Origin of the sequence: Chitinophaga qingshengii, from assembly GCF_014529935.1 — a bacterium.
In the GTDB taxonomy this organism is placed as follows: Bacteria; Bacteroidota; Bacteroidia; order Chitinophagales; family Chitinophagaceae; genus Chitinophaga; species Chitinophaga qingshengii.
In genome coordinates, this window is sequence record NZ_JACVFC010000001.1 from 3,035,018 (window position 1) to 3,061,853 (window position 26,836).

General features: G+C 47.4%; 18 protein-coding genes and 2 tRNA genes. 6 read left to right on the forward strand and 14 right to left on the reverse strand.

What is annotated here, in order from left to right; genetic code table 11:
* Positions 1 to 25 precede the first annotated feature (25 nt).
* From ICL07_RS11735 to ICL07_RS11745, 3 genes are all read right to left on the reverse strand, one after another.
* Positions 26 to 3,583, reverse strand: coding sequence for an NACHT domain-containing protein (locus ICL07_RS11735; protein WP_188088087.1), 3,558 nt, complete (start codon positions 3,581 to 3,583; stop codon positions 26 to 28).
* Between the two features lie 149 nt (positions 3,584 to 3,732).
* Positions 3,733 to 3,807: transfer RNA gene (locus tag ICL07_RS11740), tRNA-Pro, on the reverse strand.
* 155 nt (positions 3,808 to 3,962) lie between these two features.
* The gene (locus tag ICL07_RS11745) at positions 3,963 to 4,940 is read right to left on the reverse strand and encodes an NADP-dependent oxidoreductase (RefSeq protein ID WP_188088088.1); all 978 of its coding nucleotides are present in this window, start codon (positions 4,938 to 4,940) and stop codon (positions 3,963 to 3,965) included.
* A 129-nt stretch (positions 4,941 to 5,069) separates the two neighbouring features.
* On the opposite strand from ICL07_RS11745, the gene ICL07_RS11750 reads away from it, so the two are divergent.
* Entirely contained in the window at positions 5,070 to 5,924 is an 855-nt protein-coding gene (locus ICL07_RS11750) for an AraC family transcriptional regulator (RefSeq protein ID WP_188088089.1), read from the forward strand.
* Here ICL07_RS11750 and ICL07_RS11755 read toward each other — a convergent pair.
* Genes ICL07_RS11755 through ICL07_RS11770 form a run of 4 tightly spaced genes read right to left on the reverse strand, consistent with a single transcriptional unit; the run spans position 5,902 to position 13,739 of the window.
* The gene (locus ICL07_RS11755) at positions 5,902 to 7,509 is read right to left on the reverse strand and encodes an arylsulfatase (protein WP_188088090.1); all 1,608 of its coding nucleotides are present in this window, start codon (positions 7,507 to 7,509) and stop codon (positions 5,902 to 5,904) included. The genes ICL07_RS11750 and ICL07_RS11755 overlap by 23 nt on opposite strands.
* Positions 7,510 to 7,531: 22 nt before the next feature.
* Positions 7,532 to 9,169, reverse strand: a complete 1,638-nt coding sequence (locus ICL07_RS11760) for an arylsulfatase (protein WP_188088091.1) — start codon at positions 9,167 to 9,169, stop codon at positions 7,532 to 7,534.
* A 22-nt stretch (positions 9,170 to 9,191) separates the two neighbouring features.
* Complete coding sequence (locus tag ICL07_RS11765; protein WP_188088092.1) at positions 9,192 to 10,664, reverse strand: RagB/SusD family nutrient uptake outer membrane protein; 1,473 nt, start codon at positions 10,662 to 10,664, stop codon at positions 9,192 to 9,194.
* A 27-nt stretch (positions 10,665 to 10,691) separates the two neighbouring features.
* Complete coding sequence (locus tag ICL07_RS11770) at positions 10,692 to 13,739, reverse strand: SusC/RagA family TonB-linked outer membrane protein (RefSeq protein ID WP_188088093.1); 3,048 nt, start codon at positions 13,737 to 13,739, stop codon at positions 10,692 to 10,694.
* Between the two features lie 814 nt (positions 13,740 to 14,553).
* Between ICL07_RS11770 and ICL07_RS11775 the strand changes: the two genes are divergently transcribed.
* Positions 14,554 to 15,873 carry a hypothetical protein gene (locus ICL07_RS11775; RefSeq protein ID WP_223151814.1) on the forward strand — a complete coding sequence of 440 codons (1,320 nt, stop codon included), beginning with the start codon at positions 14,554 to 14,556 and terminating at the stop codon, positions 15,871 to 15,873.
* Positions 15,874 to 15,926: 53 nt separating this feature from the next.
* On the opposite strand, the gene ICL07_RS11780 is transcribed toward ICL07_RS11775, so the two are convergent.
* The 5 genes from ICL07_RS11780 to dnaA all read right to left on the reverse strand — a co-directional run bounded on the left by ICL07_RS11780 (position 15,927) and on the right by dnaA (position 19,639).
* On the reverse strand, positions 15,927 to 16,331 hold the full coding sequence (locus ICL07_RS11780; protein WP_188088095.1) for a GreA/GreB family elongation factor: 405 nt from the start codon (positions 16,329 to 16,331) through the stop codon (positions 15,927 to 15,929).
* A 149-nt stretch (positions 16,332 to 16,480) separates the two neighbouring features.
* Positions 16,481 to 16,753, reverse strand: coding sequence for a hypothetical protein (locus tag ICL07_RS11785; protein WP_188088096.1), 273 nt, complete (start codon positions 16,751 to 16,753; stop codon positions 16,481 to 16,483).
* 169 nt (positions 16,754 to 16,922) lie between these two features.
* Positions 16,923 to 17,013: transfer RNA gene (locus tag ICL07_RS11790), tRNA-Ser, on the reverse strand.
* 57 nt (positions 17,014 to 17,070) lie between these two features.
* Positions 17,071 to 18,093 carry a hypothetical protein gene (locus tag ICL07_RS11795; RefSeq protein ID WP_188088097.1) on the reverse strand — a complete coding sequence of 341 codons (1,023 nt, stop codon included), beginning with the start codon at positions 18,091 to 18,093 and terminating at the stop codon, positions 17,071 to 17,073.
* Between the two features lie 112 nt (positions 18,094 to 18,205).
* Entirely contained in the window at positions 18,206 to 19,639 is a 1,434-nt protein-coding gene (dnaA, locus tag ICL07_RS11800) for a chromosomal replication initiator protein DnaA (RefSeq protein ID WP_078669113.1), read from the reverse strand.
* A 555-nt stretch (positions 19,640 to 20,194) separates the two neighbouring features.
* Between dnaA and ICL07_RS11805 the strand changes: the two genes are divergently transcribed.
* The 4 genes from ICL07_RS11805 (at position 20,195) to ICL07_RS11820 (ending at position 24,628) form a co-directional block, all read left to right on the forward strand.
* Positions 20,195 to 20,578, forward strand: coding sequence for a DUF3127 domain-containing protein (locus ICL07_RS11805; protein WP_188088098.1), 384 nt, complete (start codon positions 20,195 to 20,197; stop codon positions 20,576 to 20,578).
* Positions 20,579 to 20,738: 160 nt separating this feature from the next.
* A complete protein-coding gene (locus ICL07_RS11810; RefSeq protein WP_188088099.1) occupies positions 20,739 to 22,301 on the forward strand; it encodes an NAD(P)/FAD-dependent oxidoreductase in 1,563 nt (520 codons plus the stop codon).
* 55 nt (positions 22,302 to 22,356) lie between these two features.
* Positions 22,357 to 23,298: an ABC transporter ATP-binding protein gene (locus ICL07_RS11815; protein WP_188088100.1), complete on the forward strand. Its 942-nt coding sequence runs from the start codon at positions 22,357 to 22,359 to the stop codon at positions 23,296 to 23,298.
* Positions 23,299 to 23,317: 19 nt separating this feature from the next.
* Entirely contained in the window at positions 23,318 to 24,628 is a 1,311-nt protein-coding gene (locus tag ICL07_RS11820; protein WP_188088101.1) for an ABC transporter permease, read from the forward strand.
* 107 nt (positions 24,629 to 24,735) lie between these two features.
* Here ICL07_RS11820 and ICL07_RS11825 read toward each other — a convergent pair whose 3' ends face one another.
* Both ICL07_RS11825 and ICL07_RS11830 read right to left on the reverse strand, forming a co-directional pair.
* A complete protein-coding gene (locus tag ICL07_RS11825) occupies positions 24,736 to 25,680 on the reverse strand; it encodes an NAD(P)H-dependent flavin oxidoreductase (protein WP_188088102.1) in 945 nt (314 codons plus the stop codon).
* A gap of 18 nt (positions 25,681 to 25,698) precedes the next feature.
* Positions 25,699 to 26,691, reverse strand: coding sequence for a sugar phosphate nucleotidyltransferase (locus ICL07_RS11830; protein ID WP_188088103.1), 993 nt, complete (start codon positions 26,689 to 26,691; stop codon positions 25,699 to 25,701).
* Positions 26,692 to 26,836: the final 145 nt, after the last annotated feature.

Sequence of the window (26,836 nt, forward strand, 5' to 3'; positions counted from 1 at the left end):
TTCACTAAACCTCGTTCCGGGCGCCTCATCGAGAATCAGCATTCTTATATGACTTCGCTATCTGGGCAAATCGATAATAGAATTCACCGATGTGCGAAAGATTGCCTTCAACACATTCAATACAGTAAAAAAAGATTTCCTCTGCTGTTCTTCTTTCTAATATACCTTCCAGCTTATCCCGCTCTGACAGGGGCATCGAATTGAGAATATCCCTGATACTGTAGTCCAGTTTATAAGTGGTAGCCCATTCAGCCAGCGATGACTTCAGTATCTTTCTTATATCACCTTTAAATTCCTCAAACACCAGTAATGCAATCTGGTACATTTCGGCGCCACTGCTGAATAGAAAATCTGACTGGTCTTTAATAAACCTTGTTGCCGTGGCAAATTCAAAAAACAGCTCCTTCGGAGGAGTGTCATCATATAAAAAGCCAACAGCCGACAGATATGTTTGTATAGAATCATGCAGAAGCCGGTAGCGTTTAGTATGATTACCAAATATATTTTCCTGACGTACCTGCAATAGCAGGCCGGATCTTTCCATAATACCGATCAACTCATTAATATCCGGCCGATATTCAATTTCCCGGATTCCTTTTTTCCCATAGGATTCCTTACACAATTTTACCAATGCCGCTTCAACTACCCGATACTCTTTATTCAGCAAGCTCTTAACCGCCGTCTCATACAACTGTGCTATATTATTAACGGAAGCCTTATATGACATGATAGCAAGCCGAACAAGAATCGGTTGATAAAAACCGTCATTGGTACGGCAAATATTTCTCAGCGAAAACGGCAGTTGCTCTCCTTCCGGTAAATAAGCTGACTCAAAATCGGCTATCTTAACGTCTGTTATTTTAGAAGGATTTACAGTAATACATCGGTCAATCATGGAGATAATCGCTTCGTTTTTCTCATGAGGCCGAAGTGCTACTACAAAGGATAGCTTACTATACTCTTTACTTTCGTTTTTCAATTTCCTGAGAAAATCGTCCCCTCCCGGGGTTTCACTGACATCGTCAATAATGATCACATAGGCTCCGGATTTAATTTTATTTTGCTGTGTGTCAAAATCGGCTGGTACCAGGTGATCAGCCAGATGGTTTTTCAGCAGCTGTTCAAAATTATCCACCTTACTATCAGACCCGTTGATGTATACAGGAATAGGCAGGGATATATTTTGCCTGAACAGCTGCAAATACTGATAAATGGTCTCTCTTAACAAAGCAGATTTCCCTTGCCCGCCCGGAGCAACGATGGCAACCCTGCATACGCTTTTCTTGTTTTTTAACAGGTCAACAAGCCGTGGTACCGGCTCCCAGCTATCTTCCTCCCAACCATTCCCAATGAATTTGGCAGGAAGCGAAACATAGACCTCCTTAGCACCAGGAGTAGTCTCTTTTTCATGTTGAACGCGGCGTACAAGCGCCTCGCAGTAGGTCCGGTAAAACCGCTTCCTAAAGGATGGAATTTTAAGCAATCCTGGTGCAAATAAATCAAAAGGGAAATACTTACCCATTGATCTCAATACAGCCGGGAATAACAGGCAAGTAACAAAAAGGATGATTATAACAGTTGACAGTAACGAGCTTAACAGCGACCAGTCAACGTTTAAACCAATAAATGTTTTGATCTGTTCCTGAAAAATCCTCATTAAAACCCCGGCGCCCGCCACCAACAATGATCCATATCTCGCCGCAAATGGAATTTTCGCCTTAAAAAACTGTAAAACAAAAATGACGGATACGATTACAAACAGCGCAAGGAGCGTACCGTATACTTTAGTTTGATGAAACGGGATATAAAATCGTATTTTACTTATCTGAAGGGTAGCGGTGCTGCTGTTAAATTCCCTAAATGTGATGCTCGCAGTAAGATCCCTGTTCCAGATAGAAGGAGCGCCACTGAAAAGATTAATCGGGATAGTAATTTGTTTGCCGGGACGGCTTTTGTTTCCTCCTTCTCCGCTGCCTATTTTATGCTTGCCACTAAAGATACTTACCGATATCTGATTCATCTGTACTCCCATATCTGTCATTGCCTGATTAAAATTGAGGGTAATACTCCCGGGATTCACACGATAATCATCCAGTATTCTGGAAGCATGTAGTAATAAAAAACAGTCATCCCAGGTAGTCAGCCATATTCTGTCCAGCACATTTTTTGAGTAGGCAGCATAAATGTCATTGATATGAAAAGAATCCGCCCCATCTGTCATTTTCATGCCAGTGGAATCTGTAAGATAAGTTGTACCGCTCTTATCGGTTACCAGAGAATGCCGGTCATCACCAGACACAAGCCGCTGTTCCCAACCCTCCTCCACCTTCATCGCCGGAAGATATTCCACACTGGCACTATCAGCCGTAATACGGGCAAAAGGGTAGGAAGTATTTTCAGCATATAATAATGCCTTCCCTTTGTCTATTGGTTGAAGAATATGCTTTCCAACAGGAATAGTGAGAGTTCTTACCAGAAAATGCTGGTCTGTATAAACATAGTATAGTTTCCCATCATTTGTTAAGATCCAGATATTATCCGAATGCAGATCATTCTCGATTCCATAGGTAAAAAAAAGCACCCTCGTCAGCGGGAACGTTCCTATAACATGCTTTATCTGGCCTTGTGGATTTAATACCAATATCTTTTCCGGATCTTCTCGTTTTGTTTTTGCACTCACAAAAAAATACTTTCCACTGTTGGATACCAGCAGATTGTCTGCCTGCTCATGGGCAAAGAGCTGCAGCACATGACTGCTATCACGGTTGATCAGGAAAACACCGGAAGGATCGTTATTATCCGTGCGCTCAAGCTTTAATAAAACCCTTGCATCCAATAACAATATCTTCCCATTTTCAAGTACGTGATATTTATCAGGAGTACTGGCCTCGAAACCATCAAATGTTTTGTATACCCCCTCTTTTCCAATAAAAACGACCTTGTGAATAAAGGTCAGATACCGGGCTTCCGAATCACTTCTTTCAAAAATGATCCATATACCTGAGTCCTTATTAACCAACACATCTTTGATACTTTCACCGGCTTTCAGTTTCAGCTGTAGCTGTCGCATGATCCCCTTTTCATTGAATTGATAATACCCGGAATCTTTGCTACTATATGTATGGATTAACCCACAAACGGACATCTCATTCTTAGAGAACCAACAATTGTTAATAATTTTTTCTCCGGAAGCATCAAGAAATGGCATTGCATCGGAGCCGGAACTGCTCCTGAATAAATGATAAGAGTTCTGAAAATCTTTTTGAACAGTATCATAAATATGCTCTCTATTAACAATAAGAAAACTACTATCATTTATTGGATGCAGTTCAATATTCGCTATTCCTTCAGATGGTGAAGCGTATATTTTTTTTGAGATACCGTTGGTATCAATCCGATAAACGGCATCGCTACCCATCCCAAGAACATATCGGGCATTGTTAAAAGGAGTAATACTATTGATACTGTCCAGTGGCGCCACCAGATAACCATTGGCTTGAAGATTACCTTTACTGTTCTGAGTCTGACACCCCCATAGGATTATAAAACCCAGGAGAAGCATCGCATACAGGCTGTTTTTCATCGTAATATGGAGTAAAATCAGATTTTAATAAACTAAACTGGTTGATGAACGGACACAAGATTTTCACAATATGTCAGGCTAACGGTCAATGATCGGGACAAAAAAAAACAGGATAGTAATAATATTACTATCCTGTTTTTTTACTGTCGTCGGGGCGGCAAGATTCGAACTTGCGACCTCCTGCTCCCAAAGCAGGCGCGATAACCGGGCTACGCTACGCCCCGAAAAGTCCCCGAGGACCCACTAACATTGTGTTTAGTGGAGTGCAAAGGTATGGATATTACATCTATATTCAAACATTTTTTAAAGAAAAAATTATTAAACCCCTGAAAAAGCCCATCTACAAAGCTTTTCCAGGGGTATTTTTTTATGCAGCATCCTACATACGGATGATAATTTTCCCTTTGGCTGTACCTGCATGCTGGGCAGCAAAGGCTTTTTTCATCTCTGTAAATGGGAAAATGCTGTCGATTCTGGTGACGATGTTCCCCTGCTGCAGCAGCTGTGCAATATCATCGATGGCTGATTCTTCGCTGATCACATACTTATAGGCTACGTTGAGGCCCTGGTCCAGGTATCGCTGTTGCTCTGCGGTACTGAGACCGGAAGGCAGGTAAATAACGGGAGCGCCGGGTTTCAGGTGACGGGCAAACCAGTTGGCGGTATTACGGCCACCGGCGTCCAGCACCATGTCCAGCTGTAGCGGGGTAGCGGTTGCAGGATCAAAGGCGTTGTAATCTACGACTTCGTGGGCGCCCAGTTCAATAGCCAATGCGGCGTTAGCGGAACTGGTCAACGCGATCACATAAGCGCCCAGGTGCCTGGCCATTTGCAGCGCATAGTGTCCTACGCCTCCGGTGGGCGCGGTGATCAGGATACGGTCCCCCGGTTTAACAGCATAATGCTGTGTAAAACATTGCCAGGCGGTAATAGCGGCCAGCGTGGCGCCGGCGGCAGCTTCGAAACTCACATTATCCGGCTTCAGCGCCAGATGCGAAGCCGGAGCGGCCACATATTCTGCGTAAGCCTTGCCATGTCCGGGAAAACGGACCATACCGAAAACAGCGTCGCCGGCTTTAAATTTGGTCACATCGCTGCCTGCGGCTGTTACTACGCCGGCGATGTCCCAGCCCAGGATAACGGGCGATACACCGTCCAGGGCAGGGGCGGCGCTGGCACGTATTCGTTGGCCGTCACGTGTTATGGTATAATCTTCCAGTGTTTTCACATCTACCGGATTAATAGCCAGGGCGTGGGTTTTCACCAGTACTTCGTCGGGGGCTATATCGGGAATCGCTGTTTCGGTGATCTCCAGCGGAGCGGCAGGGTCGAGTTGTGCTAATACGATTGCTTTCATCTTGCGGTATTTTTTAATACAGCAAAGGTAGCGGGACGGTAGCCGCTACAACGGTAAACAAAAGAGGAAAAACGGTAACGAGATGAGACACCCCAGCAGAAACAGCTCCCAAATGTGTAAATTAGCAGTATGGAAAAAGTACATGCGCCCTTTAGTGTGAGCATTGAAACACTGGACCACTGGGAGAAACGGAACCGGCGGAATAATTTCTTTGAACTGGTATATATCCTCGAAGGAAACGGAGAACAGTGTGTTAACTATAAACCGACCCCATTCCGGGAAGGAAGCATTTTCCTGTTGCCCGCTTCCGATTGCCACACTTATAATATCAAAGAAAAAACCACTTTTCTGTTCGTTCGTTTTACCGCGACTTATTTCTCCACCGATGAGGATTGTGTGATTGATTTTGGGAAATGGTTCTGCCGGCTCAACTTTATCATCGGCAACTATAACCGGCTTCCGGGTGAACTGATCAGTGATCCCAGGGATAAACAACATTTTATTCAACTGCTGCAACTGCTGATGCTGGAAAATGAACGCAACGACGCCCATTCCCGCCGTATTATGCAAAGCACGATGGTAACAGTGCTGGAGCTGATTGCCCGTAGCGTAGCCGCCATTATATCACCCCAGGCTCTATACGAAGAAAAGAAGTTCGCAGAGATGCTGCTGCATATTCAATACCATTTGCTTGATGAAGAGATGATCACACCGCAATACCTGGCGGATCGTTTTCATCTGTCGGCCAGCTACTTCAGCGAATATTTCAAACGCAACGCCCATGAGACTTACCAGGAATTTATCCTGCGCTCCAAACTAAAACTGGCGGAAGCCAAGGCCCTGTATACTGATATCCCGTTCAAGGAAATAGCCTACGACCTTGGCTTCACCGACAGCAGTCATCTTAACAAAATGATGAAACGTTTTTATAACAAAGGCATGTCCGAAATCCGCAAAAGCGCTATAGCCGCCCCTTTGGTTTGATTTGTTCGTATTCCACTACACCGGTCCGTTTGGCCCATTCAAAATAAGCGGCCGACAATTCATTGACCAGCTGCGGATTTTTAGCCGCCAGGTCCGTGGTTTCGCCACGGTCTTCCGCTATGTTATATAACTCCCAGCGGTACTGCGGATAGATGGATACCAGCTTCCACTTCCCTTTACGCACTGCACGATTGCCAGCCCTTTCCCAGAATACCGGCTCCTCGCGTTGTAATTCTTCTCCCCGGAAAAAGAGTCCGGTCAAACTCTTTCCCGGTAAAGGATTCGCGCTCACGCCCTTATACTGCTGCGGGTATTTGGCGCCGGCCAGTTCATAAAAAGTAGGCGCCAGATCTATCAGGTGCGCGGTGCCACGGGCAATACCACCCGCCTTGATATGCCCCGGAAACCAGGCTATCAGCGGTGAACTGATACCACCCTCATACATAAAGTTCTTGAAAGCCCGGAAAGGTGAATTAGACACATACGACCAGTTTTTTCCCTGCGATTCAAAAGATCCCGCCGTACCCACCGGACCGGTGTTACGGGCAGCCCGTCCGCCTCCCCAGTGTGCTACACCTTCGGCTGGCGCACCGTTATCGGAAATAAAAATGATCAATGTATTATCATCTTTTTTCAATGCCTTCAGTTTATCCAGCACTTTACCTACGCCCTGGTCCATACGGTCTACCATAGCGGCATACACTTCCATCTTGGCTTTCCACAGTTCCTTTTCATCGTAGGTAAGGCTGTTCCAGTCGGGCACTTCCTCATCTCTGTTGGCAATGGTTTGTTGCGGGTCCAGCAGACCCAGTTGTTTTTGTCGCGCTAACCGTTCATTGCGCAGTGAGTCCCAACCGATGTTATAACGGCCTTTATATTTGGCAATATCCTCCGGGAGGGCCTGCAGCGGCCAGTGTGGCGCATTAAAAGCGAGGTACAGGAAAAAAGGTTTATTGCTTTTACTTTGCTCCTCAAGATATTGCACCGCATGACCGGCAATTTCATCGGTAAAATAATAACTGTTGTCTGCCGGATGTAAACGCTGATTGTTTTCCACGAGTACAACCGGATAGGAGCTGCCAAACAACGGCATCGGTTTGGCATCAAAATAATCCGCGCCGCCGCCAATAACACCATAGTATTTCTCAAATCCGCGCTGATTGGGCCATGCCAGGCTATCGTTACCCACATGCCATTTGCCGGACATCAGGGTATTATATCCCGCTGTTTTCAATACCTCCGCGAGCGTCAGCGATTCTTTATTCAGAAATCCCTGGTAAGCGGGCAATCCCAGGTTCACATCAAAGTAACCGACACCTGCTTTATGCTGGTATTGCCCCGTCAGCAGCGACGCCCTGGTAGGTGCACAGATGGAGTTGTTGTAAAACTCTTTCAGCCGTAGCCCTTCTTTGGCAAGGCGGTCCAGATTGGGCGTATGAATTTCCGACCCATAGGCGCCCAAATCGGAATAACCCATATCATCCACCAAAATCAGGATGATGTTGGGCTTCTTCGTTTGCGCGTATACGTAATTGACGGCCGACAGCTGTGCGATAGCTGCCAGTGCTATCCATATCTTTTTCATGTTTGATTTTTTTGTGGATGATTTATTTTTTTCTGCCTGCCGGTGATGGGGAACTACCACCGGTTGGACCCGCAAATCCCGCAGGGCCAACAGGTTTCACCCTGTCATAGTCCACCACGTTATTATCCTTCGCCCATACATCGTAAGCGGCGGAAAGCTCTTTCACCACCTGCGGTTGTTGTGCTGCCAGGTTATTGGTTTCCCCACGGTCGCGCTCTATATCAAACAGCTCCCATTGTTTGGACGGGTACGAGGATATCAGCTTCCACCGGCCTTTACGAACAGCCCGGTTTCCCGCCCGCTCCCAGAATAGCGGCGTGGCCCTGTCTATCTCCCGAAGGGAGAAAAACAAAGGCGATAAACTCACTCCCTGCAAAGGATTCGTGCTTACATTATGGTAGGTAGCCGGATAAGTGGCGCCAGCTATTTCATAAAAAGTGGGCGCGAGATCTATCAGATGCGCCGTACCGCGGGCAATGCTGCCGGCTTTAATATGGCCGGGAAACCATGCCACCAGCGGCGAACTGATACCACCTTCATATGCACTGGCCTTATACGAGCGGAAAGGCGCGTTGGATACATGCGCCCAGCTCTGTTCCTGGTAGTCGTAAGAACCGGCGGTACCGATAGGACCGGAACTGCGTTGTCTTTTTCTGCCAGCCGGTATAAATCCTCCCTGGGCGCCATTATCAGAGATAAAAACAATCAGTGTGTTATCATCTTTTTTTAATGCTTTCAGCTTGTCAAGTATCTTACCAATGCCCTGATCCATGCGGTCAATCATGGCGGCATATACTTCCATTTTTTTCTCCCATAGCTTTTTCTCATCGTAGGTAAGACTTTCCCACGACGGCACTTCCGGGTCAGGTGCTATCGTGGCATCTGGTTTAATCAGGCCCAGTTGCTTTTGCCGCGCTATGCGTTCATTGCGCAAGGAGTCCCAGCCAATGGCATAACGGCCCCTGTATTTGGCGATATCTTCCGGGAGGGCTTGTAATGGCCAGTGCGGGGCATTGTAGGCCACGTACAGGAAAAACGGCTTATTGGTATGACTTTGTTCTTCCAGGAACGTCACAGCATGACCGGCAATCTCATCGGTCAGGTAACGGCCCGGTTCCAGGTTAAAACGCCGGTTATTCTCCACCAGCGGCACCGGTGGTACCTTATCCGTATAACTCCCGATGTCAAAGTAGTTGCTGGCACCACCAATGAATCCATAAAAACGGTCAAATCCACGTTGATTAGGCCAGTAAATACTATCATCGCCTACATGCCATTTACCAGCCATCAGCGTGCTGTAACCGGCTTGTTTCAATACTTCCGCCAGCGTGAGGGATTCCTGGTTCAGATACCCCTGGTAGGCCGGCAGGCCCAGGTTTACATTAAAGAAACCAATACCGGCTTTGTGATTGGACTGCCCCGTTAACAGGGAAGCACGGGTGGGCGCGCAAATAGAGTTGTTGTAAAACTCCTGTAACCGTAAGCCTTCCGCTGCCAGACGCGATAAATTGGGCGTTTGTATCTCGCCTCCATAGGGCGCGATATCGGAGTAACCCATATCATCCACCATGATCAGGATGATATTGGGCCGCTGTTTTTGCTGAGCCATGCTCCAGCTAAAGCAGCCGAGCAAGACAAAGGTGGTAAGCATTTTTTTCATCAGACATACTTTAAAAGCGGTATCAATAGTTGACCCACAGCGGGTCTTGTTTCAATTTGGGATTGAGGTTCAGTTCCCGCTGCGGTGTGGGGAAATGAATATGCCGGGGCGCCGCCAGGGTTTTGCCGGCTGCTTTCAGCACTTTAACATAGTAGTCCGGGCCGCGCCGTACCAGATCAAACCAGCGCTGGTACTCGTACACAAACTCCTTTCGTCTTTCCTGGAATACCGAATCGCGGAAATTATCGACGCTCAAACCCGGCGCTATATCCTGCAACCTCGCCACACCGGCACGCTGCCGCACAGCATCAATAGCCTGATAAGCCTCCGTAGCAGGACCATTCAGTTCATTCAGCGCTTCGGCATATATCAGCAACACTTCCGCATAACGGATAATGGGAAGATTTTTGGAAGATTCGCCCTGATTGCCCACTACAGCGGGATCATAGTATTTATTGAGGTGAGGTTCAAATGTATATAACTTTCCATCGGTGGGACTCAGCATTTGTGTGATAAAGGTAACAGCCTTGCGGGTATCCCCTTCACCAAAACTTTCGTATAGCCCTCCCTGTTTGTGCAGCGCATCAGCGTAATCGCCGTTAATGCCCGGCACTTCGTTCGGTGCGGAACGACTGGCCAAACTATTTCCCTGGTAGCCGGAATTGCCCTGGAACTGAGCGGAGAAGATATGTTCAATACCGTTCTTCTTTGCGACATTGAATACGTCTGCAAAGTTTTCAAAGAGACCGTACCAGTGACTATCTATCACCTCCTTGCTTTTAGCCGCTGCTTTAGTCCAGTCTTTCCGGGTGAGATATACTTTTGCCAGCAGACTTTTAGCCGCACCGCCAGTAGCCCTGCCAATATCGTTGGCGCCGTATTCCGCAGGCGCAGGCAGGTTTTCAGCGGCAGTAAGATCACTGATGATCTGGGCGTATACATCTGCTTCCGGCGCTTTTTCCACATACAGCGCTTCCGGCGATAAAGAGGCAGGTTCATGCAACACCAGCGGCACCGCCCCAAACCATCTCACCAGGTTAAAATAATGCAGGGCACGCAGGAACTTAGCTTCGTTTGTCAGCCGCGTCCGCAGCGCATCTGTAATATTTTCCTTTTTAATCAGCGCTATGCGGTCAATAGCAATATTGGAAACATTAATGGCATCATAACTTTGTTTCCACAGCTGTTCCATCCGGTCATTGGAGGCATCATGTGTAAGGCCGGAAATAGCCCTCACATGAGCATTCCGGGCGCGGGGACCGGCTTCATAATCATCCGTGGCCATTTCCACCCCGATCTGAAAAAGACTGTTATACAATGACTGACCGGATTCGTATAATTTACGGTAAGCGGCAGTCACCGCAGCATTGGCCTGATCGCCGTTCTGATAAAAATTATCGGTGATCAGTACTGACTCCGGATGTTCATCCAGTTTGGTGCAGGAAGTCCATAGCAGCATCAGTAACACACTATATCGTAAGAGCATTTTTTGCATATATTCTTTTTTGGAAGATGATGAATATTACAGGGTAACGCGAACGCCTGCACTAACAGACCTTGACACCGGGTAAATACCCAGATCTGTACCCGGTGATACGTTGTTGCCCGAAGTAACTTCCGGATCAAAACCGGTGTAGGAAGTCCAGGTCAGCAGGTTTTGCCCGGATACGAACACATTGACCGCCGATATTTTTCCTATGGCTGATTTGGGTAAAGAGTAACCCAGCGAGACACTTTTTACACGCAGAAAGGAGCCATTTTCAATGAACCGGTCGGAGAAAACCGGCGCGGGGTCCAGCTTGGCGCGGGGCATCGTCTCACTGGGATGCGACGGGGTCCACCGGTCGCGCGCCGATGCAGCCGCATTCTGCTGACCGGTAAACAGCTCCAGTGATTGCTGGTTGGAGTTCAGGATTTTGTTGCCATAAGACCCCTGTAAGAACACGGAGAGAGAAAAGCCCTTCCAGGAGAAGTTATTCCCAAGTCCCAATATAAAATCGGGTTGCGCATTACCGATAATCGTACGGTCGTTGGCGGTAGTAAACACACCGTCGCCGTTAATGTCTTTATAAAGCCTGTCGCCTGCTTTAGGCACGGCGTTACCGGTATATTTTCCTTTAGCGGACTCTTCTCCTGTTTGCAGAATACCATCGGTAACGGTACCGTAGAAACTACCCAGCGGCTTACCTACCTGTATGATGTAATTACCGCTGATATAGGACTGTGCCCCATTACCGATTTTAAGCACTTCATTGCGGTTAAAGGAGATATTAAAATCAGTGTTCCAGGTAAAAGCACCGGTAAAATTGCGGCTGCTCAAACTCAGCTCTATGCCTTTATTCGATACGGAACCGAAGTTTTGCAGGGAGGACGTTTGCCCGGAAGTCCAGGGTATCTCTACGTTTAACAGCAGATTGGTTGTCTTCTTGTAATAAGCATCCACGGTAAACAACAGACGGCTGTTAAGAAAAGCCGCGTCCACCCCGGCATTGTATTGGTAGGTTTTCTCCCATCCCAGGTGATCGTTGGCCAGGCGGGAAGGCGCAAAACCGGTGGCCATGTTTTTTCCGAAGAGATAATTGAGGCTGTACAACGTAGCGAGCGACTGGTATTCACCAATTTCCAGGTTGCCGGTGGTACCAAAGCTGGCGCGCAGCTTCAGATCATTCACCACATGAGTGGCGCCTTTAAAAAACGTTTCGTTGCTGATACGCCAGGAAGCGGCGGCCGACGGGAAGTAGCCCCATTTGTTACCTTTTCCGAAACGGGAAGAACCATCGGTGCGGATACTGGCGGTGAAATAATAACGGCTATTGTAGTTGTAGTTAACCCTGGCCAGATAGGAATGCAATACCCAGTTGGTCGCATCAGCAAAAGGGCGTACCAGTGTAGCACCGCTCTGCAGGCTGTTGTAGGAGAGGTCATCTGTCACGAAATTTTGTGCGCCGGCCCGTACGATATCGCTTTTGAATTCCTGTTGCGTGAAACCGGCCAATACATCGAAGGAATGTCTGGCAACACTACGTGTATAGGTGACCGTATTTTCGTTTAGCCACGAATAGGCGTTGTAAGTGCCACGGGCAGCGCTGCCTTTGGTTTGTACCCCTTCATAGATGGTGGAAGGGATGTAATTTTTTTCGCTGGTATTGTTCACATCCGCGCCGAAGAGCACCTTCACAGCAAGGCCGTCCAGTAAACTATATTCAGCAAAAGCCGTTCCCAGTAAACGGTTGGTGGTGGACTTATTCTCCTGTTCGTTGATGGTAGCTACCGGGTTGGCGAAGATATTCTCAAAAGGATTACGCAACGTATAGCCGCCGTTGGGATCGTAGATGGTAGCGGTGGGCGGCATCTGCAATAGAGAAGTGATAAACCCGGAAGGAGCCACGTCGGCATCGGATTTATTAACAGAGAGGCTGGCGCTCACTTTTAGCCGGTCTAACGGTTGCGCATCTACGTTGGCGCGAATGCCCAGCCGGGTGAAATCGGTATGCCGGATAATGCCCTGCTGATCGAAATAGTTACCCGAAAGCAGGTAACGGGTTTTGGTATTACCACCACTGACGGACAACTGATGGTTCTGTACCGGCGCCGTACGGAACACTGCATCCTGCCAGTCCGTACCCTTACCCAGCTGGCTGATTTGTTCCGGTGTCAGGTATTGGCTGGGACCTTTAGCCGGATTGGCATCATACAACGCTTCATTGCGCAGTTTGGCGAAGTCCGTCGCATCCAGCAGGTCTGTTTTTTTGCGGAGCGACTGTACTCCGTAAGAGCCTTCGTAGCTGACCGTATTGCGATCGGCTTTGCCTTTACGGGTAGTAACGATCACCACGCCGTTGGCGCCGCGGGAGCCGTAGATAGCAGTAGCAGAAGCATCTTTCAGGATATCGATACTTTCAATATCAGCGGGGTTGATACCGGCCAGCGGGTTTATCGGGGCGCCGGTGAGTATACCCGGACTGGCAGTGCTGTTATAGATCGGGAAACCATCAATTACGTATAGCGGTTCGTTGCCACCCTGTATAGAGCTGCCGCCACGGATACGGATGCTAACGCCGCCGCCGGGCTGTCCGGAGGTTTGTGTTACCTGGACGCCTGGTACTGCGCCTTTCAGCGCCTGATCGAAAGAGCTGACCGGTTGTTTCAGCAGCGGCCCGGAAACTGAAGCGATAGCACCGGTGAGGTCACTTTTTTTCCGGGTACCGTAGCCCACTACCACCACATCGTTCAACTGGCTCTGGGTAGCTTCCAGCGGAATCTCAATATGCCCGCCGGTAGCCGTTACTTCTATTCTGCGATAACCGATATAACTGATGATGAGCGTATAGGGGAATTTCTGGCCGGTAACGAATACAAAGCGGCCTTCCGCATCGGTAGATACACCGTGCGTAGTGCCTTTGATATTCACGATGGCGCCTGGTAACGGTTCGTGGGTGCGGGCATCCACCACCCGGCCTGTCAGGTGCGAATTGATCAGTGGTGTGGTAGGCACCTGCGCCGTTGCCAGCAGGGGCAGGAGATATAGCATGGATAGAGCTATCCATGCCAGTATGTTGGTTCGTAACATTCTTTGCATGTTTTAAAAAGTTTGGACCGCCTGTCGCCCGGTAGTTACGGACAATAGGGCATAGCAAGGCCTGGCCCGGCATACGGGCCTTCAGAAGTGATTAAAGGGAGAAGTGCCGGAAAGCTGTTACCGTGTACAACAGCATACGAAACAGCACCGCGCTCCGCATGTACGGTTAAAGTCAGTGGTTGACATCACTTAAAGTTTAGTATTGAAGAATACGTTGTCCGATACACTGCTGCCGGTAGTTTTATCGGGTGGTGCTAAAAACTACACAAGCCTGTTCTGCTGTAAATAGATTGGTTTTGCAGGGTATGCCGTTATGACAACGGCGTAAAAGTAATACTATTTTTATTAGTATACAATATTTGTAGACTATTCATTGCAAGATTTTTTTTGGGGTGGAGAGATAGGCTTCGCCAATCAGTATTCATAAAATGACTGAAGATACTGGTCAGTTACGTACATCCATTGCGTAGCCGATCTGTAACTTAGCTATACATATCTTTAAAACCATTCGCTGGCCGGCGTGGTGCCTATTGTAAGCCCCATTTTCTCACCATTGCGGTATCAACCCGCGATATTAAATATTGAAAGGATGAAAAGGATTTTTTTCATAGTTGTTTGTTTTTTTTTTCATCAATTAAGCACAGAGGCCGGCCATCGTCCCGAACGCGCTTCTAGCTTACCCGGTATTACGGATAGCCTCAATTACCTTGATGTAAAAACGATGGGAGCCACAGGTAATGGTATTACCAATGATAGCGCTGCGATCAGGCGGGCGGCCGACTCAGCTTGTATAAAGGGTTTGAACTTGTATTTTTCTCCGGGTGTTTACAATCTGGGAGATCTTTCTCTCAACCGGCATGTCATTAACATTAATAACGCCAGGGGCATGATCATTGCAGGAAATGGCGCCACACTACTTTGCAGAAGCATTGATTCCAGCAGCGACAATCAGGCCTCACCACCCCGTATATTTCAGGTATCGAACTCCAGCGGTATTACTTTCACCGGGCTCCGGTTTATGGATAGCGGGCATATGGACGTTGTCAATAGTTATCGTGGTTCGTATGGCATTTACATCCCAGCTGCTTCAGGGGATGTTATCAATCTAACCCTTGAAAACATACAAGCCACATCTATGCTGGGCCTGATGTACAGGGCCTATTCAGCCAACCGGTTTGAAAACATAGACATCCGTAATGTATTGGTAGAGAAAAGTTACTATGGTTTTATCATGAATGATCCCCGTAATCTGCATATCAGCACCTATCGGGCAGATAGCCTGAAAAGAGCGCTGTTTCTCACAGGGGGGCAATTCATTAATGCTGAAATATGGAGTACCCATCATCAGGCTGCCAGTGCGGAGGTACTGTTAAAATGTTATGGTATTCCGATTAAAAATGTACGCATACGTTACCGTGCTGATAACAATCATTCCGTTGGTAATGCTTTTATTTCTCTCGAACAGGAAGGTGGTGCCACTGGTGACTTTTTGATAGACAATGTAGATCTGGATGTAGATGTTAGCGGCAGCACAGTAGGATATCCTATCGCTATCAGGTCCTTTAATGGTTCCGGGCAATTGGAGACTACCACTAATAAACACTGGGATAACATTCGTATACGGGGGCTCTCGACAGGCGTACCAGGAAGACAGGTACAGGTTTTTTCGATACAAAATACACCTGGGTTAATAGAAGTAACCCCTCAGCTGGACCCTAACAACTTCCTGCCATCCTACTATCCGGGCTTCGTTCGTCTAACAGGTCATACCTGGAACTATACTATAAGCGGCCCGCTGACCAGTACCACGCAGTTTATAGACCTATCGAAGTTCCCCGGTTTTTCGGGCAGGATTGGGGCTATCAGGATGCATGCTGTCATGATAGACAACACCAGCCTGGGTGCTACGGCAAGCATCACGTTTCAGGAAGATGTACTTTTTGTAGCCGTTGCCAATGACGGCACGGTAACTATTATCAACCAGGCCAACCTGCAAAAAAAGAGCACGGGAACTATAGCCACCGCGAGTTATACAGCCAATGGAAAAGGTATACTTGTCTCTTTTGTCGGGTATAGCAATGGTCTGTCAGTAGCATACCTGGCAACTAAGCCATTCCAACAATAAAACCCCAAAACCGCCACCTGCACCCAGGTGGCGGTTCCACAACGCATCCGGCACTACACAAATGCGTTGTTTCTCACTTCTACTACGGCATAATATTTTTTACGGCCGGAGAGTTGCCAGGTAAAGCTCTCGCCTTGCTGCAGTCCCATCAGGGCCAGCCCAAACAAAGAGAGGGCGGAAATGTTACCGTTTGTTTCATCTGCCTCATCCGGCGGCATCAGTTTATATTCCAGGTTGATACGGTTTACCGTATCGCGGATAATAACGGTAGAGTATAAACGGGAAGCGCTATTGGGAAAATCATCTGTCGGCAATATGCTGGCAGCTTTAATTTTCTCCAGTTGCTGTTCCTGGATCTGTTTATCGTACATCAGCGGTGGATCGCTCTTCTTCAGGTGATCGAGCAACAGTTCATAATCTCTCTTCAGTAATAACAGCGGTATTTTATGATTCGTCATGGTGATATAAGTTTTCTTTTCAGACAATAAAAGGCCTGTTTACCGCCATCAACGGCGGCAAGCAGCAATAGTTATCCGGGCTGCCGGTATCAGCTACCGGCAGCCTGGGCATTAACTCCCCGTCCTGTCAGTGATTGACAGGGCGGGGATTAATTATTGAAGTCTTTATAGTTTGAAAAGAAATACAGTCTTCCACCGGCAAATGGTGTAACACCCGCCAGTTGGAAGAGATTGGCAGGTGAAAAGAAGACGAATATGGAGAAAAGATTTTTCAAGCACGGTGAAGATACGAAAAATAGCGCGGACCAAGCCGGCAGTGTCGCCAGTATCTGTCTTAACCGCTGCGGATCTACGTCCAGTGTGACGTTATAGGTATCCGGTAAATCTCCTTTGTCTTCGAGGTAATAATAACGGTGACCCATATCCGAAGCGAGCGCTGCTTGTTGAAATAGGGATTCATCTGAGTCCGCATAGTTTATAGGCCTGTCGCGCACGGTTGTTTAGCCATTTGACAGATGTTGAGGTTCAACATATACTCAGCTGTATAAAACAAAAAAAAGATGTCTGAAATCAGACATCTTTTTTCTCCTGCGGTGAGGGAGGGATTCGAACCCTCGGTACAGGTTTAAGCCCGTACGACGGTTTAGCAAACCGTTCCTTTCGGCCACTCAGGCACCTCACCATATCCTCCGGAAGGGGCTGCAAAAATAGGAAATATTTTATATTCACAAAAAACATTTCAATTTTTTTCTGAAATTTTTTCCGGGCCTGGCCATTCATGAGCTAGAATCAGGTACTGCAGGCTTCTTCCGGACTGCCAGGCTGTTTGTGTTATCAGCTTGTAGGCGCCTTTATCATACAGTACAGCAGGCATAGTACCTTCTATGGTCATTACTTCCTTCTTTTTTTCAGCCTTCATATTACCTGAGCCCTCCAGCTCTTTTTTCCTTTTATAGGCATCAGGAATCACGATCTGCGTACTTCTGTCATTGGATGCTTCCAGACCCGCTACCATGAGATATATGCCGGGTTTCAAGATAATCGACTGTTCTGTACTTACATTTTTCCAGGTAGGTTCGCCCGCTTCAGACATTTCCATTTCCCAGCGATAGCAGATTTTATTGAGACAAGCACCCAGCGCTTCCTGCGTGTGAATGGTATCCAGCATCTTTTCCAGGTCGGCCATCACCAGTGGTCTGCTACTGATTCCGGTGACCGCCTCATAGGTGGCAGCATTATAGATCAGGCGATAGATCTTTGGATTATCGGGCAAGTAAATTACTTCCACCGGCTGATCAACATACAAGGATCTGAACTCATCAAGGTTAAATGCGATTTCCAGTTTCATTTCTTTCTGTTCCGCCGTTTTAAAACGGATCACCGTGTTACTGACAACACCTTTACTGTTGCTGCGATATTGTCCGCCTTCTATTTTGCCAACGACTTTCACACCTTTTGCAGCCACCAGGTTATCTTCCCGGTAACTGCTCACCAGGAAAAAATAAGCCGTTCCTGCGATCATGGCTATTGGCCAGAAAAGACGGAAGTTATAACGCCAGTCACGGTCATCTTCATCCGGCATCAGCTCATACATACCTGAATAGGCGCATACCGTTTGCATCAGGAAAACGCCCAGCAGTATACCTCCCAGGAGCGACAATATAAAACGCGCTTCGTGCCAGGTATAAACAGAAATATAATTATTGAAGAAAAAGAAGGTGCCCAGCAGGACTACGCCCCAGATAATGCGACGGATATTCATAGGTACAGTTATAGTACCACTCAATATATGCAAATATTTTAAAATGCAAATAAAAAAGTAATGCCGCTCCGGGAGGGAGCGGCATTACTCAAATAGGTTAGGGGGAAGGCCTTTACATAGCGGCCAGCTGTACTTTTTGCTGTAGTTCGATCACGCTATCGCGGAAATTATTATCAGTATCCATCAGGTCTTTCACTGTTTGACAGCTGTGGATCACGGTAGTATGGTCCCTTCCACCGAAATGTTCACCAATGGTTTTCAGGGAATTTTTTGTAAATGACTTAGCCAGGTACATGGTTATCTGTCGCGCCTGTACGATTTCACGTTTACGTGTTTTCTGCAACAGTTTATCATAAGGCACGTCGAAGTATTCGCAGACCATTTTCTGGATACTCTCGATGGTAATTTCTTTGGAAGAAGTTTTGACAAAAGACTTCAGTACTCTTTTGGCGAGTTCGAGGTCTATTTCTTTGCGGTTCAGGGAAGATTGCGCCAGCAGGGAGATGAGCGCACCTTCCAGCTCACGTACGTTGGTTTGTATGTTGTAGGCAACATATTTCACCACCTCTTTCGGCATCTCCAGTCCATCGTTTTTCATTTTGAGTTCCAGAATTTCCATTCTGGTTTCAAAATCCGGTATCTGAATATCCGCACTGAGGCCCCAGCGGAAGCGGCTCAGCAAGCGTTCCTGTACGCCATCAAGGTCCTTAGGGGCCTTATCCGACGTGAGGATCAGTTGCTTGCCGGATTGGTGCAGATGGTTGAAGATCGCGAAAAATGCGTCCTGTGTTTTTTCTGCACGGGCAAAGAACTGGATGTCATCCACGATCAGTACATCTATCAGCTGATAGAAGTGAATGAAATCGTTGATGATATTATTCTTGGAGTGATCAATAAACTGGTTAATAAACTTCTCGGCACTCACATACAGTACAGCTTTATTCGGATGAATACGCTTTACTTCATTGCCCACGGCCTGTGCCAGGTGCGTTTTTCCCAAACCTACGCCACCATAGATCACCAGTGGATTGAAAGATGTACCGCCTGGTTTTTCCGCTACCGTTTTTCCTGCCCGGCGCGCCACGCGATTACAATCACCCTCTATATACGCATCAAACGTATAGTTTGGATTGAGCTGGGAATCAATCTGTACCCGCTTAATACCCGGAATCACAAATGGGTTCTTTACCGGGTTATGTATGGTTAACGGAAAGTCTACCTCATTATCTTTCTGGGGCTTGGTGAACTGCGTGGGCATGTTCACTGTTCTGGGATGTTGGTGTGGCGTACCGTTCTCTACTACAATGCGGTATTCCAACCGGGCTTCTTTACCTAATTCTCTTTTTATTGTTTTCCCTAACAATCCCACATAATGCTCTTCAAGGTATTCATAAAAGAATTGGCTGGGGACCTGGATGGTTAAAACATTGTTTTCAAGTTTAATGGGTTTAATTGGTTCAAACCAGGTTTTAAACGGCTGCCATTCAACAATATCCCTAATTATATTAAGACACCTTTCCCAAACTTGTTCGCAAGTTTTATTCATTGAGATAAAATAAATTAGTTGTTTCTTAATTAAGGATGCTGCTTAGTTCTCGAATTTCTAAATTCCCCAACGCAGGATGTTGAAAAATTTTTCAGACAGGACGACGAATATCTGTAGAAAATGTTGAAAAAAAAAATTTATCTACCCTTGTTTATATTCCGCGGACAACAGTGTGTCAATACTGTGCCATGCCCACTGCCATTGCTTTACAGCACTTACGTTACACGGTTTTCAGTACTATAAACACCGTTGATTAGCAGCACCTTTGTCTTTCTCATTGTCCTTTTTATCATAAATATGGATATATAACTGATAAAATAATATCGCACCTCCTCATGGCAAAAAAAACGATCGCAGGAAAAGATGGAGATATTCACAATTTTTTCTGCGAGGGTGCAAAACTATGTTAGTATCTCCATTTAAAAAAATGTGTTTAGGATTAGTTATTACGAGATAAATTTTTTACATATACGCGCCTGGTTTAAATAAAAAATATTTGCACGCACTTGGCTGAATACCGTATCTTTGACCCTTCTGAATTTAAAAAATTTTTCTATGAGTTTTGAAATTACCGGAAAGCTGATTGTGAAGTACAACACGGTACAACGCAGCGAAACTTTTAAAACAAGAGAGTTCGTTATCGAAAAATCTGATGATATCAACGGCCGCGTGATCAACAACTATATCAAATTCCAGTCCGTACAGGACCGTACAGGTATCGTTGACCGGTTCAATGAAGGGGAAAACGTTAAAGTTTATTTCAATATCAAAGGCACCAGATGGGAAAAGGACGGCAAAGTGAACTACATCACCAACCTGGACGCATGGCGTATGGAATCTGTAATGGCAGCTCCCGCTCCCGGCACAGACCCCATGCCTAACTACAATACTCCGCAGATGCCTGCTGCCGGCGATGGTGGCGACGATCTGCCGTTTTAATGACCACCCGGTCATGTGGAATGACGAGACGAAATTTATTGCGAAGAGCTTAGCGTATAATGTTACCAAAAGGTCCATTAACCGCTAAGCTCTTCGTTATAAATTCAAAGCTCAAAATTTATAATTCATAACGCTTTTTAGGATAACTCCCTAACTACATATGCAACAACAAATCTCCCTGAAGCTGACGCCTGCAGACGCAGCTCATCCCGCTCATATTACGGCCAAGGCGGCCGCTACCCTGGGCGTAAAACCTTCCGCCATCACCGGATACCACCTGCTCAAACGCTCTATCGACGCCCGTTCCAGACAACAGGTGTATTTCATCCTCACCCTGCTCGTATTTGTACATGAACCTTTCCATGAAAGGGTTCATACACACCCGGTCTACAAACCACTGCCAGCCAACGCCCCCGGCGTGATCATCGCCGGCGCCGGCCCCGCTGGCCTGTTTGCAGCCCTCCGCCTCATTGAAGAAGGTATCAAACCTATCATTCTCGAACGTGGCAAAGACGTACGCGCCCGCAGACGCGATCTCGCTGCCCTGAATAAAACCGGCATCGTCAACCCCGACTCCAACTACTGCTTCGGAGAAGGCGGCGCCGGTACCTACTCAGACGGTAAACTATACACCCGCTCCAACAAAAGAGGCGATATCAACCGCATCCTCAATATTTTCGTACACTTCGGCGCGGAAGAGAAAATCATGATAGACGCCCACCCGCATATCGGCACCAATAAACTGCCGCATATCATTACGGCCATGCGCGAACAGATCATCGCGGCCGGCGGGGAAGTCCACTTCGAACAGAAAGTCAGCAGCCTGCAAATACACAACGGTGCTGTCACCGGCGTGGAAACCGCTGCCGGCGATACTTTCAACGCACAGCACGTGATCCTCGCCACCGGCCACTCTGCCCGTGATATCTTTATCATGCTCCACCGGCAAAACATCCTGCTGGAAGCCAAACCCTTCGCCCTCGGCGTCCGGGTGGAACATCCACAGGAACTGATCGACAGCGCCCAGTACCACTGCGACCTGCGCGGCGAATACCTGCCACCGGCCAGCTATAGCCTCGTGGAACAAGTGGAAGGACGCGGCGTTTTCTCTTTCTGCATGTGCCCCGGCGGCATCATCGCGCCGGCAGCCACCGATCCGGGTGAACTGGTAGTCAACGGCTGGTCACCCTCCAAACGGAACAACCCCTACGCTAATTCGGGTATGGTGGTTACCGTTGATGAATCAGACTTCGCGCCTTTTGCCCACCATGGCCCGCTCGCAGCCATGTATTATCAGCAGGCGGTGGAACAACAGGCTTTCCTCGCCGGCGGCGGTCACTTCGTAGCGCCGGCACAACGCATGACCGACTTCGTTAAAGGCAAAGTATCTGCTACACTGCCGGAATGCTCTTACCTGCCCGGTGTAAACAGCACAGACCTCCGCACGGTCCTACCCGCAGCGGTACACCAACGCCTCGCAGGCGCTTTCAAAGCATTCGGCCGTAAAATAAAAGGCTACTATACAGAAAATGCCATCCTCGTGGCCACGGAATCTCGTACCTCCTCACCGGTGAGGATCCCCCGTAACAATGATACACTCGAACATCCGCAACTGACAGGGCTGTATCCCTGCGGTGAAGGCGCCGGTTATGCAGGCGGTATCGTGTCTGCCGCCATGGACGGGGAACGTGTGGCCGCTATGATTGCCTCCAAACTGCAGTAGTCATCATGATGAAAAGCGCGGCGGATTATTCCCGAATAATTGCTAAATTTTCATCATGAACCTACTTGAAGTTAAACACCTGAAAAAATACTATGCCACCCACAAAGCTGTGGATGATATCAGCTTCGAGATCCCCCAAGGCAGCATATTCGGCTTACTAGGTCCCAACGGGGCCGGGAAAACCACGCTGCTACGCATGATCACCGGCATATTCTACCCCGATGAAGGCTCCATTGTACTCAACGGACATCCCTTCGATCCCCAACGCGATACACAGCTGATCGGCTACATGCCGGAAGAAAGAGGGCTGTACAAAAAAATGAAAGTAGGCGAACAAACCCTCTACCTCGCCCGTCTCAAAGGTCTCAGCGAAAAAGAGGCCACAGCGAAAATCAAAAAATGGTTCGATAAATTCGAGATCAACTCCTGGTGGAACAAGCGGGTGGACGAACTCAGTAAAGGCATGCAACAAAAAGTACAGTTTATCTCTACCATCATGCATGACCCTAAACTGCTGATCCTCGATGAACCTTTCTCCGGGCTGGACCCCATCAACTCCAACCTCATCAAACAGGAGATCTTTAACCTCGCCCAGCAAGGTACTACCATCATCTTCTCCACACACCGCATGGAACAGGTGGAGGAAATATGCGATCATATCATGCTGGTCAACAAAGGGCATAAAATACTCGATGGCAGCGTCAAACAAATCAAACAGGACTTTAAACAGGGTCTCTTCCGTATAGGCCTGGGCGTAATGCCTAACGCAGCCCAGATGGCCACCTATCACTTCAAAATTGTGGAAGTGCATGAAAATGCCTTCACGGTAAAAATGAATGAAGACAGCACCACTAATGATATCCTGCTGCACTTCATTCAGCAGAACATTCCCGTGACCTATTTTGAAGAAATATTACCTTCTATCAACGAAGTATTTATCACCCAGGTACAACAAACAGAAAAAGCGCCTGTAACAGCGGCGCAACAACCTGCCTGATCACCCCAGCACCTCGACTATGAACAAGATATGGCTTATCATTAAAAGAGAATTTTTCACCCGCGTCCGGAAACGTTCGTTCCTGATCGTAACACTACTGGTACCGGTGGCTTTCGCTGCCATGATCATCATCCCCATCCTGATGGCGGTAACCGGCAACGAAAGCAAACGTATTGCGGTAGTGGATAAAAGCGGCATTTTTACCAATAAACTGCCCGATAAAAAAGGCATCTACTTCAAATACCTGCCAGAGGCCAATATCGACAGCCTTAAACGCAATTATATTGCGCAGGATTATTCCGGCATTCTCTACATCCCGGAAATTGATATCAACCGGCCAGCCGGATTGGAATACTACAGTAAAGGCCAGGCGGGCATCTCCCTGGAATCAGCGATCAACAATGATATCAACAGCGCCATCGAAAGAAAACGGATGGAGCTGGCCGGCATCGATAAATCCAAGCTGGACGAGCTTCGCTCCAATATCACCGTGGAATTCAAAAGCGGCGATGACGGGAAAAAAGGCAACGCGTGGGTAGCCTATGGCGTAGGTTATGCCAGCGGCTTTATTATCTACATTGTATTGCTGTTGTTCGGCACCTCTGTGATGCGCGGCGTAATGGAAGAAAAAGTAAGCCGTATTGCGGAAGTAATGATTTCCAGCGTAAAACCATTCCAGCTGATGATGGGTAAAATTGTGGGCATCGCCGCCGTGGGACTGCTGCAGTTTCTCATCTGGGGCGTACTGATCAGCGCCATTTATATGATCATACCGCTGTTCTTATCACCGGAAAGCATCCAGGCCGCCAGTCAGGGTAATATGATGGCCCAGGGTAATAATGCCGAAGCGGCGGAAGCCTTCCGCCGTGTAGCCGATGTAGTAGGTAGTATCAACTGGGGGTTATTGTTGTCCTGCTTTGTATTTTATTTCCTCGGCGGTTATCTTTTCTATTCGTCCCTGTTTGCCGCTATCGGCAGCCTGGCCAATGAAGATGCCTCCGATGTACAGCAGCTCACATTCCCTATCACAGTACCTATCATCATTGGTATTATGATTATGATGAAAGCCGTGCATGCTCCGGATAGCTCACTGGCCGTATGGGGCAGTATTATTCCGTTTACTTCGCCGATGGTGATGATGGCACGCCTGCCTTACGGCGTACCAGGTACTGTACCTTACTGGCAACTGGGATTATCTTTTGCCTTGCTGATCGGTGGTTTTATCCTGACAACCTGGGCAGCCGGAAAGATATACCGCACGGGCATCCTGATGTATGGTAAAAAAATTACGCTGAAAGAAGCGATGAAATGGATTGTGAAGAAAGGATAATGACATTTACGGATTTTTTGATTTACGGATTTTGGAATTTAAAATGCAGCGAAGATCACACTATATAACATGTTCTTCGCTGCATTTTAAATTCCAAAATCCGTAAATCAAAAAATCTCTAAATATAATTGTCGCCGCACCGTCTGGAACTCTGTCCAGATATCCGCCACTACTTCAGCGGCTGGTTTAATATCATGAATCAACGCGCTTACCTGGCCTATTTCCAGCTCCCCTTCATCCAGGTTGCCTTCAAACATGCCTGTCTTGGCACGGGCGCGTCCCAGCAGCGTTTGCAGCGTAGCTGGATCAGCCCCTTTATCTTCCGCTATTTTAATAGCTTCATAAAAAGGATTTTTGATCAGCCGTACCGGAGTGAGTTTTTTAAGACTCAGCATGGTATCGCCTTCTTTGGCGTTGATCACCGCTTGTTTAAAATTGATATGGGAAGATGCTTCGGGGGTTGCTACAAAACGGCTGCCTACCTGTACACCCGATGCCCCAAGGGCAAACGCCGCAGCCATAGCTTTTCCGGAAGCAATACCGCCTGCGGCGATGACCGGTATCTGCACTTTCTCACACACTGCCGGTATCAGCACCATCGAAGTAGTTTCCTCCCGGCCGTTGTGGCCACCCGCTTCAAAACCCTCTGCTACTACGGCATCTACGCCGGCAGCTTCACTTTTTTGCGCGAAAGCGGAACTGGATACCACATGCACAACTTTAATACCCGCCGCTTTTAACACCGGTGTCCAGGTTTTGGGATTACCCGCAGAAGTAAACACGATGGGTACTTTTTCTTCCACGATGATGTTCATCAACTGCTCAATATCCGGGTACAGCAGGGGCACATTCACCCCAAAAGGCTTGTTGGTAGCAGCTTTACAACGCTGTATATGATGCTTCAGTACTTCAGGATACATACTGCCTGCGCCAATAAGGCCCAGTCCGCCTGCATTACTCACGGCACTGGCTAAACGCCATCCGCTGGCCCAGATCATGCCGGCCTGTATGATAGGGTATTGTATCCCAAACAAAGTAGAAATCCGGTTCATGCAACGAATATAACATCTTTAACCCAGATCGATCTCTGTGTTATCGCCGATATTCAGGCTTTGGCTAAGTCCCCGGATATTGGCGTCGCTGCCTATCAGTGAAGATTTCAGCACCACTTCATACAGGTTGCTGAAAGACCCGATGATAGAATCTTTGACGATGGAGTAATTGATAACGGTATTATCGCCTACGGCCACATTGGGACCGATGATGGAGTTTTTAATATTACAACCTTCTCCTATACTTACCGGCGGAATGATAATGGTGTTCTCATATGGTAACACCGGATTACTGGCCAGTTTATATTTCTTCAGCAGAATGGCATTTGTTTCCAGCAGGGTGTCTTTACGACCGCAGTCAAACCAGTTAATGACCTTAAATGCATTAAAACGGACACCATGTTCGATCATGCATTCCAGCGCATCGGTGAGCTGAAATTCATCATGCGATTTAATATGATTATCGAGGTTGGCCTGCAAACATTCATACAGCTGCGCACTCTCCTTGATCTTATACAGTCCTACCAAAGCCAGGTTGGACTTGGGGATCTGTGGTTTTTCCACTACCCGGGTAATTTGTCCGGCTTCATTCAGTTCAGCTACGCCGAAGTTACGCGGATCATCTACCTTTTTCAGTCCCAATACGGAATAAGGCGAAGCAATCACTTCTTTAAAATCACATTCACAGATGGTATCGCCCAATACAATCAGCACTTCATCATTGGCTACCACTTCACGGGTCAGCAGGATAGCGTGCCCAGTGCCTTCCCGGCTGTTTTGCTGCACAAAGTGACAGGTCAGCTGCGGGTATTTTTTTTCAACGTAGTGCTGAATTTTTTCACCCAGATAACCTACTACGAAAACGAATTCCGTAATGCCCGCTTCTACCAGCTGATCCACAATAATGCTTAATATGGTCCTGCCGGCTAAAGGGATGAGTGCTTTGGGTTGTGTATATGTATGTGGCCTGAGTTTAGTACCTGCTCCAGCCACCGGTATTATTGCCTTCATGTACGTTGTAGTTAGGATAAGCTCCGAATGCCGCGAAAATAGGACAAATTATGAAGATTTACTGCTTTTGCGATCGATGGATATACGAATTTTAACATGTAAAAACCGAAAATTTGCCAATATGGGAATCCGGAAATCTATGAAT